Origin of the sequence: Gottfriedia solisilvae, assembly GCF_002128405.1 — a bacterium.
Classification (GTDB): Bacteria; Bacillota; Bacilli; order Bacillales; family Bacillaceae_G; genus Gottfriedia; species Gottfriedia solisilvae.
Genome location: NZ_NETJ01000002.1, coordinates 26,436 through 38,323, shown reverse-complemented (window position 1 = coordinate 38,323; position 11,888 = coordinate 26,436). Strand labels below are relative to the sequence as shown.

13 protein-coding genes are annotated in these 11,888 nt (G+C 33.8%); 3 read left to right on the top strand and 10 right to left on the bottom strand.

Annotated features, from left to right (window positions below; all coding sequences use genetic code 11):
* Positions 1-31: 31 nt before the first annotated feature.
* The 6 genes from CAB05_RS04575 to CAB05_RS04550 all read right to left on the bottom strand — a co-directional run bounded on the left by CAB05_RS04575 (position 32) and on the right by CAB05_RS04550 (position 4,369).
* Entirely contained in the window at positions 32-688 is a 657-nt protein-coding gene (locus CAB05_RS04575; RefSeq protein WP_158093174.1) for a tetratricopeptide repeat protein, read from the bottom strand.
* A gap of 170 nt (positions 689-858) precedes the next feature.
* Positions 859-1,980 (bottom strand): tRNA 2-thiouridine(34) synthase MnmA, encoded by a 1,122-nt coding sequence (gene mnmA / locus CAB05_RS04570; protein ID WP_087998661.1) that lies wholly within the window; start codon positions 1,978-1,980, stop codon positions 859-861.
* 19 nt (positions 1,981-1,999) lie between these two features.
* The gene (locus CAB05_RS04565; RefSeq protein WP_087998660.1) at positions 2,000-3,145 is read right to left on the bottom strand and encodes a cysteine desulfurase family protein; all 1,146 of its coding nucleotides are present in this window, start codon (positions 3,143-3,145) and stop codon (positions 2,000-2,002) included.
* Between the two features lie 54 nt (positions 3,146-3,199).
* The gene (gene cymR / locus CAB05_RS04560) at positions 3,200-3,616 is read right to left on the bottom strand and encodes a cysteine metabolism transcriptional regulator CymR (protein WP_087998659.1); all 417 of its coding nucleotides are present in this window, start codon (positions 3,614-3,616) and stop codon (positions 3,200-3,202) included.
* A gap of 163 nt (positions 3,617-3,779) precedes the next feature.
* Positions 3,780-3,995: a hypothetical protein gene (locus CAB05_RS04555; RefSeq protein WP_087998658.1), complete on the bottom strand. Its 216-nt coding sequence runs from the start codon at positions 3,993-3,995 to the stop codon at positions 3,780-3,782.
* Positions 3,996-4,036: 41 nt separating this feature from the next.
* Entirely contained in the window at positions 4,037-4,369 is a 333-nt protein-coding gene (locus CAB05_RS04550; RefSeq protein WP_158093173.1) for a DUF4257 domain-containing protein, read from the bottom strand.
* A 314-nt stretch (positions 4,370-4,683) separates the two neighbouring features.
* Between CAB05_RS04550 and CAB05_RS04545 the strand changes: the two genes are divergently transcribed.
* The gene (locus CAB05_RS04545) at positions 4,684-6,447 is read left to right on the top strand and encodes a hypothetical protein (protein WP_087998656.1); all 1,764 of its coding nucleotides are present in this window, start codon (positions 4,684-4,686) and stop codon (positions 6,445-6,447) included.
* Positions 6,448-6,472: 25 nt separating this feature from the next.
* On the opposite strand, the gene CAB05_RS04540 is transcribed toward CAB05_RS04545, so the two are convergent.
* Positions 6,473-7,771, bottom strand: a complete 1,299-nt coding sequence (locus tag CAB05_RS04540; RefSeq protein ID WP_087998655.1) for a replication-associated recombination protein A — start codon at positions 7,769-7,771, stop codon at positions 6,473-6,475.
* Between the two features lie 140 nt (positions 7,772-7,911).
* Between CAB05_RS04540 and CAB05_RS04535 the strand changes: the two genes are divergently transcribed.
* Complete coding sequence (locus CAB05_RS04535) at positions 7,912-8,328, top strand: hypothetical protein (protein ID WP_087998654.1); 417 nt, start codon at positions 7,912-7,914, stop codon at positions 8,326-8,328.
* A gap of 107 nt (positions 8,329-8,435) precedes the next feature.
* The gene (locus tag CAB05_RS04530; RefSeq protein WP_087998653.1) at positions 8,436-8,651 is read left to right on the top strand and encodes a hypothetical protein; all 216 of its coding nucleotides are present in this window, start codon (positions 8,436-8,438) and stop codon (positions 8,649-8,651) included.
* Between the two features lie 72 nt (positions 8,652-8,723).
* On the opposite strand, the gene CAB05_RS04525 is transcribed toward CAB05_RS04530, so the two are convergent.
* The 3 genes from CAB05_RS04525 to aspS all read right to left on the bottom strand — a co-directional run bounded on the left by CAB05_RS04525 (position 8,724) and on the right by aspS (position 11,869).
* On the bottom strand, positions 8,724-8,957 hold the full coding sequence (locus tag CAB05_RS04525; protein ID WP_087998652.1) for a hypothetical protein: 234 nt from the start codon (positions 8,955-8,957) through the stop codon (positions 8,724-8,726).
* Between the two features lie 201 nt (positions 8,958-9,158).
* Positions 9,159-9,926, bottom strand: a complete 768-nt coding sequence (locus CAB05_RS04520; protein ID WP_087998651.1) for a tRNA threonylcarbamoyladenosine dehydratase — start codon at positions 9,924-9,926, stop codon at positions 9,159-9,161.
* A 173-nt stretch (positions 9,927-10,099) separates the two neighbouring features.
* Positions 10,100-11,869 (bottom strand): aspartate--tRNA ligase, encoded by a 1,770-nt coding sequence (gene aspS / locus CAB05_RS04515; protein WP_087998650.1) that lies wholly within the window; start codon positions 11,867-11,869, stop codon positions 10,100-10,102.
* Positions 11,870-11,888: the final 19 nt, after the last annotated feature.

Below are 11,888 nucleotides of genomic sequence, written 5' to 3'. Positions count from 1 at the left end.
CCACCTCCCGACCTAACTTGTTCATCATATTTTATGACTCTTTATTTTCTATTACCTTTAAGGCATGCATTGCCAGCATATGATCATGTTGGTGCTCTATTGCCTTCTCAAAATGTACTTTCGCACCTTCTACATCATCATTAAACATATCAATAATCCCTAAATTGTAATGTGCATCTGAATGACTCTCGTCTAGAGTTAATACTTTTTCTAAGCTTTGCTTAGCTTCTTCTAACATCTCTAATTTTGCTAGACATAATCCATATTGAAATAATGCATCAAGATCTGACTCATCTAATTCGATTGCTCGTTGGAAAAATGGAAGTGCAAATCGGTCTTCTCCATTATTTACACAGCAAAGGCCGATCATAAAAAACACATCGCTATCATCCATTCCAAGTTTTACGCAATGTTGAAAATGATTCTTTGCTAGCTCAAATTTGCCATCTTCAAAATAAACTGTACCTACAGCGTAATGTGCTGCAGCTAATTCCGGATCTATTTCTAGTGCTTTTTCAAAAAAACGACAAGCCCGTTCAACATCACCCATCGTCAGTAATAGCTGGCCAAAGTTTACATATGCTAATGAATTAGTTGGATTTTCTTCAATTTCCTTCGTCAAATAATTAGCTGCTTCTTCCAGATTACCTTCCTGTAAAGCAGACACACCACGTTCAAAATTTGTCATTGTAACACCTCTATGTATTTTTCTTTCAATTATTTTAAACCTCATATGTATTTAACACTATCATACAGTAAGACACATTTCAAAGACCTTCTACGATAAAAAAATAGCCCCAACCTATATGGATGGGGTCATTTTACCTTGTCTGTGAAACAAAATGTTAAACAAACTTTTTATCTTAAATAAGTTAATTCTTTACCATCAATAAATGCACGATCAATTGTACCGCCGCCTAGGCAATCTGTACCGTCATAAAATACAACTGCTTGTCCTGGTGTAATAGCACGAATTCTTTCATGGCATAGAATTCTAACAGAGTTATTATCCAATATTTGAACAGTTACCTCATTGTCTTCTGAGCGATAACGGAATTTTGCTGTACATGTAAATGAACCTTCTTTTGGCACCTCAGAAGTCCAACTAATATCTGAAGCTAACACTTCATTACTATATAGTAGGTCGTTATGGAAGCCTTGTTCTACAAGTAACACATTCTTTTCAAGATCTTTCCCAACAACAAACCAAGGATCTCCATTCCCACCAATACCTAGTCCATGGCGTTGACCAATTGTATAATACATTAGTCCATCATGTTTACCTTTAAATTCGCCGTCCATCGTCATCATATCACCTGGTTGAGCAGGTAAATAATTACTTAGGAATTCTTTAAAGTTTCGTTCTCCGATGAAGCAGATTCCAGTACTATCTTTTTTCTTAGCAGTTGCTAAGTTAGCTTCTTCGGCAATTTTGCGAATTTCAGGCTTAGTGTATTCGCCAAGCGGGAACATTACTTTTGAAAGTTGGTCTTGCCCAAGTTGATTTAAAAAGTAAGTTTGGTCTTTGTTGCTATCTATTCCACGAAGCATTTTATATTCACCATCACGATATTCGACACCAGCATAATGTCCAGTTGCTACATAATCAGCACCAAGTGTCATCGCATGTTCAAGAAATGCTTTAAATTTAATTTCTTTATTACACATTACATCAGGATTTGGAGTGCGTCCTTTTTTATATTCATCTAAGAAATAAGTGAATACTTTATCCCAATATTGTTTTTCAAAATTCACTGCATAATAAGGAATACCAATTTGATTACATACTGCGATTACATCTTCATAATCTTCTGTAGCTGTACATACGCCAAATTCATCTGTGTCATCCCAGTTTTTCATAAAAATACCGATGACATCATAACCTTGCTCTTTTAATAAATATGCCGTAACAGATGAATCAACACCACCTGACATTCCTACTACTACGCGAGTGTCTTTTGGATCTTTTCTATTTATCATTTTTCCAACCTCGCATTTTTTATATTTTAACTAATCGTTGAACGATAGAAGCAACACGTTGTGCAAGAGCATGTATTTGCTCCTCTGTATTTCCATAACCAAAACTAAATCGAACTGAAGAACGAATTTTAGGCGAATCAATTCCAAACATTTCAACTAGTACGTGTGAAGGATCAACACTACCCGCTGTACAAGCAGAACCACTTGAAGCTGCAATTCCAGCTATGTCTAAATTAACTAAAAACGATTCAATCGAAATATCATCAAATGATAAGTTTAACACATGTGGAGCAAAAAACGTCTCGTTTCCATTTTTTTCAAAACGAATGTCGTTCTCTTTTAAATCATTAATGAAAATTTCTTGGAATCGCAAATAGTTTTTAACTCGCACTTCTCGTTCACTTAAAATCAGTTCTATTGCTTTAGCTAAGCCTACAATTCCAGGTACATTTTCAGTCCCTGCTCGACGTTTACGTTCTTGTTGACCACCGAACTGTTGTTGTGAAAATGTAGCTTTTTCATTCGCATATAAAAACCCTACACCTTTAGGGCCATTAATTTTATGTGAAGAGATGGATAAAAAGTCTACGCCTAATTCATTCACATCAATTGGAATTAACCCATATGCTTGAACAGCATCTGTATGAAACAATGCTTTATGACTTTTTAGGATTTCTCCAATTTCTTGAATTGGTTGTACTGTTCCTACTTCATTATTAACCATCATAATAGATACAAGAATTGTGTCATCACGCAATGCAGACTTAACATCCTCTATATTTACTCGCCCAGTATGATCTACAGGCAAATACGTTACCTCAAAACCTTCTTTTTCAAGCGCTTGGCATGTATGTAATATAGCATGATGTTCAATAGCAGAGGTAATAATGTGCTTACCAAACTTTTGATTTGCATATACCGCACCTCTAATGGCTAAATTATCACTTTCCGTTCCGCCACTTGTAAATATTATTTCATTCACTTTTGCACCAATACTACTTGCACATACTAAACGAGCTGTATCAACTTTTTGACGAGCTTGTCGGCCAAAAGAGTGGATACTTGAAGGGTTTCCAAAGGTTTCGTTCATTTCAATAACCATTTTTTCAATTACCTTTGGGTGCATAGGTGAAGTCGCTGCATGATCTACGTAAATACGTTCCATTCTCATAATCCTTTCTTGATGAAGCATTCAAAATCAGCTTTGAATGCAATTCTATTAAATATAAAACATATATCCATTTAAATCATCTGATTCTAATTTTGCTAAATCTTCTAGAGTTGTGTGATCTAAAACATCATTGATTGCTTTTTGTACTCGAGTCCATAATTCTCTTTGTGCTGGATTTTCATCTTCAATATTTTCAATTGGAGATAAAGAACCTTCTAAAGCAGAAATGACTTCGCCTGCCGATATTTCATTTGGCTCCTTGGTTAAAATATACCCACCATATGCTCCTCGAATACTTTTTACAAGGCCAGCATTACGTAGCAATGAAATAATTTGCTCTAAATAATGCTCTGATAGATTTTGTGCATTTGCAATACTTTTTAAAGAAATTGGCTTATCACAATATCTCTTAGCTAACTCAATCATTACTGTTAATCCGTATCTTCCCTTAGTTGAAATTTTCATCTATTCACTCCGTTCAATAACTTATTTCAATGATCTAATCTATTTTAAACCTACTCTAATACATTATTTATACAATTATTGTACACTATTTAAAAATCAATTTCACATTTCTAAAAAAAAATACACTAATCCAATTGGAAAAGTGTATTATCTCTTAATTCATTTAATTTTTCAAGATTCCAGCACGAATATAATGGGCCGCTGCAGCTTTCTCGTCTTTTGCCTCAATACTAACTGGCAATTCTCTTGCTTTCCTTAAAAACTTGAGGATTTCGTCTTCAATTCTTTTAATTTCTAACTCAGTACCGGCATTGATTAAATCCTGTAATAATTCAAGATAAATCGCTTTCTCTTCGGGTGTGAGAGCTTGCTTCAACATATCTTCCTCCTTCAATTCTGTTAAAGAAAATAATAAGGTTATTACACAATTTGTTTCGATATGTTGTGTAGAGAAGCAACTCTCTCACGTTCGGTATTGAGTGCTCTGCTTAATAAAAAGCTCTGTGATGAGAGACCTGCTAAAATACAATAGCCAATCACCATTCGCATATCTTTCAGCATATTTTCAGGAATAAATAATGAAACAAACAATGCAGCAGCTGTTGCTCCAAATAATATATCTGCAAGAAACCCTAAGAAGAAGCCCTTTTTTCGTTTTACAGGTAACATGATTGTCCCTTTGTTAAACAGGATGTGAAAAATTAAGCCGGTTACTCCACCAATGACAAGTGCCAACACATAGAGCTGGACCATTTTCATCCTCCTCATAAAGTTTAAATGCAAAAAGAATTCCTAATATCCTTCGAAAATGAACGTCGACGAAAGAGACATTAGGATTAAACGAGAACGATTTTTTCCATATAGACTGCTTGTTTCTATTATTATAAGAGCGTAAAAAAAAATTATCAAAACAATTTGTTAAATATATCCAATTATGACAAAAAATAAGGTAAGAGTCCCATAAGGGTTTGCAAAATTACTGTACTATCATACTATTCGTTACTCTATATCCCGGCCTTCCACTTATGTTATATTTGTATTGAAAGGCAGCTAGAGGAGGTATTAAGTTGGCCATACAAACTAAATTTAAACAAATTGTTAAAAAACTATCATCAACAGATCTTTACAATAGAGCAAAAGGAATTGACCAACTTAGAAAGTCTCTTCATAAAGATGTTTATCTGGATTCATTAATTTATCTATTAGAAGCAGCAGGTAAGAGCTTTCCAAATTCATTAGAAGATTGGGATGATGGAAGCTATCATTTAGTTGGTTTCTGTTCAGAATACCCTCATTCAGAATTAGTTAAGCCAATAGAAAAAAACTTTGAACGTTATAGTGAACGTGCAAAACTCCAGGCGCTCTATTTATTAATTACGATCAAAACAGACGTGGCAAGAGATGCATACATTCGTATAATTGAAAAATATTCAAAACAATATGAATTAGGAATAGATGTAGCATATATCTTTGAGGAAACAGAGTGGGCTCCAAAACTAGTAAAAAAATTCATACCACTACTTAAAGACGAAAACCTCAACGACTCAATATTCCATATGATGCTTTTATGTTTAAGAAATAGTGGAGTAGAATTGTCGTTAACAAGTGATGAAAAGAACCTAATTATAGAACAGATAAAACGAAATTATCAAAGTAAAAGAGTAGCGTATTTATCATATGACAAGGATTATAGTCTGCAATTCGTTTATCAGGCATGGAAAGAATCATATACAATGATTCGCTCAGAAATGGGTATCTATTTACAGTTAATGCAATACTTTTTTGATGATGAGATGCAAGCATTTTTACTTGAAGCACTGCAATTTAAAGATGCATATTTAAAAGTTGATGCCGTTATTTCATTACTTGAACGAGGGTACAATGTATCTCGTGAAATAATTGAATCTTGTGCTTACAATATTGAGGCGTGTGTCTGGTTCTACACTAGGTTAAGCGAAAGTTCAAAAGAACACTTTTATAAGATTAATGAAGAAATACAACATAGCTTTGTGAAAAATCGTTTTTTCCATTATTTAGTTGATCATGATGAATTCGGTGTAGTTCCAGATGAAATTGAAGTAGTGAAACGACATGACACAACTAATTATTATGGACAAGAGGTTACTTATTATCTTGTTAAGTTTAAAAGCCACCGTGATGATTGGGCTGAAAAGGGCTGGATGGCTGGATATGTTGGTGCATTCTTAACTGAACAAATCCCTAGTCCAAAAATGTTTGAAGACACAATCACTACATTTACTAGCTGGAATCAATTAACAGAAGTTGAACATATTCAACAACTTGAACAATTTAATAAGGATGACTATGCAAAACATGATTCGGAAGTAATTTTAGAGTCCAAACCTAATTGGCACTACGGTACTTTTGTACTCGGATTTATTACTGCTGTTCGTACGTGGACATCATTTTCTAACAATGATCCGATTTACTTCTTGCTATTAGCATTACTTTGGGGCGTTTTTCTTTTCAAAGTATATGCGACGATTAAGCTTAGAAAAGAAGCAAAAGTCATTCTAAAAAGAAGACAATTAACACTGATTAAAGCAAATGAAAGTACTACGATTGAGCTTCATAAAATTTACAGAATGACTATCGAGCTTAGGAAATGGAGAAAAAACGAAGGAAAAAATGCGGCTTATCAGCTGAAAGTTAAATATCTCGTTTTTTATGATAAAGATGAAAATGAGATTTTATCAATTCCTTCAACGTTTATTAACACTACACAGTTAATGGCTGAAATCCAAATGCTTACAAACCATTTAGTGGAACAACCGATCATCGATATATATGAAAATGATTTAAGTGCTTAAAAATAAAAGGAGAAATTAGCGAATGCTATTTCTCCTTTTTTTGTACCTTTTTAAATTGTTCAAGCTTCTCAAAGATTGCACCATACCGCTTTTCATTTCCAGCTTCCTTTGGCTTATAGTAAACTTGGTTAACTAATCTGTCCGGTAAATATTGCTGGTTTACCCAACCGCCAAAGTTTCCTAAAGGGTGGTCATGCGGATAAACATAACCAATACCGTGTCCCATGTCTTTCGCTCCTGCATAATGGCTATCCTTTAAATGAGCAGGGATATCATCATGCAAACCACTTCTTACATCACCTAATGCCCGATCTATAGCCAACACACTTGAATTGGATTTAGACGAAAGACAGAGTTCAATAACAGTGTTTGATAGAATAATTCTAGCCTCCGGAAAACCGACTTGTTTTGCTGCCTCACAGGCTAACACAACTTTCCAAGGGTCACCAGCTAATCCAATATCTTCATATGCAATAACCGTTAATCTTCTACAAATACTCGTCAAATCTCCGGCTTCAATTAATCTTGCTAAATAATAAAGAGCCGCATTTACATCACTACCGCGAATACTTTTTTGAAACCCAGATAATGTATCATAGTGAAAATCACCATTTTTATCATGATTAAATCCTTTTGATCTTAAAAATTCCTCAATGATTTCATCTTGAACAATAATTGTTCCATCCGATTCCTTTGGAGAACCAAAAACAATAGATTCTAATATATTTAAAGATGATCTTGCATCTCCATTTACACCATGTGCAATTTTCAAAATTTGTTCTTCTGATATTTGGATTTGTAAATTGCCTAATCCCCTATCCTCGTCTTGTAGTGCACGATCTAGCAATTTATAAATATGCTTTGGTAGAAGTGGATCTAATTTTAAAATATGATTACAACGGCTTCGTATCGCACTGTTTACATCATGATATGGATTTTCTGTTGTTGCTCCTATTAATGTGATAAATCCACTTTCAACATAAGACAGTAAATAATCTTGTTGTAATTTTGACCAACGATGAATTTCATCTGCAAATAAAATAATTTCACCAAACATTTTTGCTTCATGCACAATATCTTCTAGCTCTTTCTTACCTGATGTTGTTGCATTAACCGTAACAAATCTTTTATCTACAGTACCAGCAATTGCATATGCAAAAGATGTTTTACCGATTCCCGGTTCTCCATGTATAAGCATTGAAGGAACTCGTCCATTTTGAATTAGTCGATATAAAGCTGATTCTTTACCAATTATTTGTTCCTGACCAATTAACTCATCAATTGTCCTTGGTCTCATCCGATATGCAAGAGGTTCATGACTCATTTTTCGCCCTCCTATTTCTGCAAACTATTTACTCTATTGTAATTGAATTGGAAATATTTTTCATCTTGGATTCAAAAATTTTCTCATTTACATCAGTTTATTTGGTCAAGCTATTGATAGATGATTTAAAGAGGTGTCATATGAATACACAAAAAAAAATGTGGTCAACCGAGGATGAAGCTACGCTTTTAGAATTAGTTGAAAACAATTTAAAAAAAGGCAAATCTAAGCAAGATGCATTTGTCACTGTTGCAAATATCATAAACCGCTCAAAAGCTGCATGTGCTTCAAGATACCAATTATTGAGAAAACAAAAAGTGAATAATGCAGTAAGTAATAAAACAGATAATCATAACATACCAAATATCGATTTAGATAAAGTTATTTTATTTTTAACGAAATACGAAAGTGATCAGCAACTTTCCGATCAGAATACCCACCTTAAACAATCGATTAAAACGCTACAAAAAGAAAATGAAGAATTGAGCGATAAGATTTTACAGCTAAAAACATCAATTAGAAAGAACCAAAACTTTTTAAAAAATATTGTAAATTGATGGTATGTAATTATTTAATTGTCATACTTTATTCATTTTTTTATCAACATTCCTACTGTATAATGAAAATGTAATAATGAATGTATGTAACAGTGAGGAGTAACAAGATGAATTGGAAAAAAGGCGGATTATGGGTTCTGATCTTTTTTATTGTGAAAGGTACAATATCTACACTATTAATAGTCACTGGTGCAAAATATTTTAAATTAAATTTTGCTGAAATACTTATGCTAGTATTAGTTTTATTAGCTATTTCTTATATAGGGCGAAGACTAGTAAAGAATCGTAAAAAAAGCACAAAGCAACATGATGTAAATATGTAAAATTGAGTTCCACTGCTTGCGAAGCGTGTTTGAACAGACAATAACCCCAGATTTCAAATCTGGGGTTATTTTTTATTTATTATTCATTTTTCTTGATTCTTTATCATTCACAACACCGTTTTTGCGGACTTTTCCATCTTTTTCAACAACACCATTATTCTTTTTATAGTTTGTATTTATTTTATTCGATAAATTATCAACCCGCTGTTGTTTCTCACTTTTTTGATCATCACTAGAGCTATTACAACCAGTTAAAAGTGTAACTGAAATAACAAAAGGACCAATCAGTCTTAAGCATTTTTTCAAAGTCACACACCTCCTTATTGAGGTAGTATTTCTAAATTAAATAGTCATATGCAATTTATTTTTAAATTAGCTCTTTTACTAAGTAAGGAAACATTTTGAATTCTACTCGAGGATTTTCTCTTTTTAGTGAGAGAGGAAGCGCTTCATCACTATGCGCATGTCCGGTCTAAAAAAAACTGTAGGAAATAAATTCCTACAGTTTTATTCTTTACCAACACGTTTAATTTCAATATCTTTTATTAGTTCACGTACAGCATGACTAGCAGCTATTAAACCAGCAACTGAAGGAACAAATGCATTAGATGAAGGTGGCATTTTCGCTTTGCGAATTTTTGTGTTTTCATCAGGTACGATTTCTTTACGAATATCTTCTCTGATTACAATTGGACTCTCATCTGAAAAGACAACTGTTACGCCTTTATGAATCCCTTCTTTTCTAAGTTTAGTTCGGATTACCTTTGCAATCGGATCATGAGTTGTTTTAGAAATATCTGCAACTTTGAATCGAGTTGGATCCATCTTATTTGCAGCACCCATACTTGAAATAAGTGGAATTCCGCGACGACGACATTCTTTTATTAAATGAATTTTATATGAAATCGTATCAGATGCATCAATTACATAATCTAAAGGAATCTCAAAAAACTTTTCAAAAGTTTCTTCTGTATAAAACATTTTATGTGTAATAATTTCGCATTCAGGATTAATATCTTGAATACGTTGTTTCATCATTTCTACTTTCGGTTCTCCAACCGTTGATAATAATGCGTGAATCTGTCTATTAACATTTGTGATATCGATTACATCTTTATCAACTAAAATTAATCGGCCGACTCCTGAACGAGCTAATGCTTCTGCTGCAAAAGAGCCAACTCCGCCAATACCTAAAATTGCTACCGTACTTTTTTGTAATCGTTCTAAACCTGCTTTACCAAATGCAAGCTCATTACGAGAAAATTGGTGTAACATCCATTCAACTCCCACTAACTTAATCAGAATACAATGATTTAAATATACATGATTTACGTTGTTTTCATCAAGCATGAATTAAGAAAACAAGTTATTTTTAGACAATAAAGAAAATAATACAAGAAAAATGGAAGGATTTAGGAAATTTGCTCCTTTCATCCTTCCGTTTTATTTTACTCTTCTACTGTTGTTTTTAAAGATAAATCTTCTAATTGTGAGACAGAAACTGGACTTGGTGCATTTGTTAATAAACAACTTGCTGAAGCTGTTTTCGGGAATGCAATTGTGTCACGTAAGTTTGTGCGTCCCGCAAGTAGCATAACAATACGGTCTAAACCTAATGCAATACCACCATGTGGCGGAGTTCCGTATTCAAAAGCTTCCATTAAGAAACCGAATTGTGCTTGTGCTTCTTCTTCAGAAAAACCAAGGCACTTAAACATTTTTTCTTGGATATCTCTTTCGTAAATACGAACAGATCCTCCACCAAGCTCATAGCCGTTTAAGACTAAGTCATAAGCTTGAGCTTTAACACTACCTGGATCACTATCTAATTTAGCTAAATCTTCACGAACTGGTGATGTAAATGGATGATGAGCAGCAAAATAACGATCTAACTCTGCATCATACTCAAGTAATGGCCAATCAGTTACCCATAAGAAATTAAATTTAGATTGGTCAATTAAGTCTAAATCTTTACCTAATTTTAAGCGAAGTGCACCTAAACTATTTGCGACAACTGATGCGTCAGATGCAACGAATAAGATTAAGTCTCCAACTTCACCTTCTACAGCTAATCTTAAAGTTGCAAATTCTTCTTCGCTAAAGAATTTTGCGATTGGTCCTTTAAATCCATCTTCCTCAAGCTTTAACCATGCAAGTCCTTTTGCTCCGTAACGAGAAGCATATTCTTGTAGACCATCAATGTCTTTACGAGAGTAATTAGCTGCTTGACCTTTAACGTTTAAGCATTTAACTTGGCCACCGTTTTCTACAGCTGAAGTAAATACTTTAAATCCACTTTCTTTAGCAAATGAAGAAACGTCGATTAATTCTAAGCCAAATCGAGTATCTGGTTTATCAGATCCAAAACGATTGATTGCTTCTTCATAACTCATTCGAGGAAGAGGAGTTACTAAGTCTACTCCTTTTGTCTCGCTCATTACTTTAACCATCATTCTTTCTGTCATTTCCATAATTTCCTCTTGAGAAAGGAAACTAGTCTCAATGTCAATTTGAGTGAATTCAGGTTGACGGTCAGCACGTAAATCCTCATCGCGGAAACAACGCGCAATTTGGAAGTATCGCTCAAAGCCAGAAACCATTAATAATTGTTTAAAAATTTGAGGTGATTGCGGTAATGCATAGAACTCACCTGGATGTACACGACTTGGTACTAAGTAATCTCTAGCTCCTTCAGGTGTACTCTTCGTTAAAATTGGTGTTTCAACTTCTAAGAAGTCTTCTCCGTCCAAGAAATCACGAACGGACTTTGTAATTTTTGAACGTAATTTAAATGTGTCATACATAACAGGACGACGTAAATCTAAATAACGATATTTTAAACGCAGATCTTCTGCAACTTCTGTTTTATTTTCAATAGCGAATGGAGGATTTTTTGCTTTGTTGATAATTTCTAGTTTTTCAACAGAAACTTCAATTGCACCAGTCTCTAAATTAGTGTTTACTGTACCTTCTCCACGCGAAACAACTGTTCCTTGCACTTGAAGTATAAATTCGTTTCGAACAGTTTCAGCTAATGTCAAAGCCTCATTAGATAATTCAGGATTAAATACGATTTGTACGATTCCAGAACGGTCACGTAAATCAATAAAAATTAATCCTCCTAAGTCACGTCTCTTTTGAACCCAACCTTTTAGTGTTACACTTTGACCAATATGTGATTCTCTTAATTGACCACATAAATGCGTTCGTTGTTCCATTTCCATATCCCCCAGTTCT

Excerpts from the sequence above, each read along its gene's own strand:
- CAB05_RS04575 (WP_158093174.1), bottom strand. The coding sequence starts at position 688 with ATGACAAATTTTGAACGTGGTGTGTCTGCTTTACAGGAAGGTAATCTG.
- mnmA (WP_087998661.1), bottom strand. The coding sequence starts at position 1,980 with ATGATAAATAGAAAAGATCCAAAAGACACTCGCGTAGTAGTAGGAATG.
- CAB05_RS04565 (WP_087998660.1), bottom strand. The coding sequence starts at position 3,145 with ATGGAACGTATTTACGTAGATCATGCAGCGACTTCACCTATGCACCCA.
- cymR (WP_087998659.1), bottom strand. The coding sequence starts at position 3,616 with ATGAAAATTTCAACTAAGGGAAGATACGGATTAACAGTAATGATTGAG.
- CAB05_RS04555 (WP_087998658.1), bottom strand. The coding sequence starts at position 3,995 with ATGTTGAAGCAAGCTCTCACACCCGAAGAGAAAGCGATTTATCTTGAA.
- CAB05_RS04550 (WP_158093173.1), bottom strand. The coding sequence starts at position 4,369 with ATGGTCCAGCTCTATGTGTTGGCACTTGTCATTGGTGGAGTAACCGGC.
- CAB05_RS04540 (WP_087998655.1), bottom strand. The coding sequence starts at position 7,771 with ATGAGTCATGAACCTCTTGCATATCGGATGAGACCAAGGACAATTGAT.
- CAB05_RS04535 (WP_087998654.1), top strand. The coding sequence starts at position 7,912 with ATGAATACACAAAAAAAAATGTGGTCAACCGAGGATGAAGCTACGCTT.
- CAB05_RS04530 (WP_087998653.1), top strand. The coding sequence starts at position 8,436 with ATGAATTGGAAAAAAGGCGGATTATGGGTTCTGATCTTTTTTATTGTG.
- CAB05_RS04520 (WP_087998651.1), bottom strand. The coding sequence starts at position 9,926 with ATGTTACACCAATTTTCTCGTAATGAGCTTGCATTTGGTAAAGCAGGT.
- aspS (WP_087998650.1), bottom strand. The coding sequence starts at position 11,869 with ATGGAACAACGAACGCATTTATGTGGTCAATTAAGAGAATCACATATT.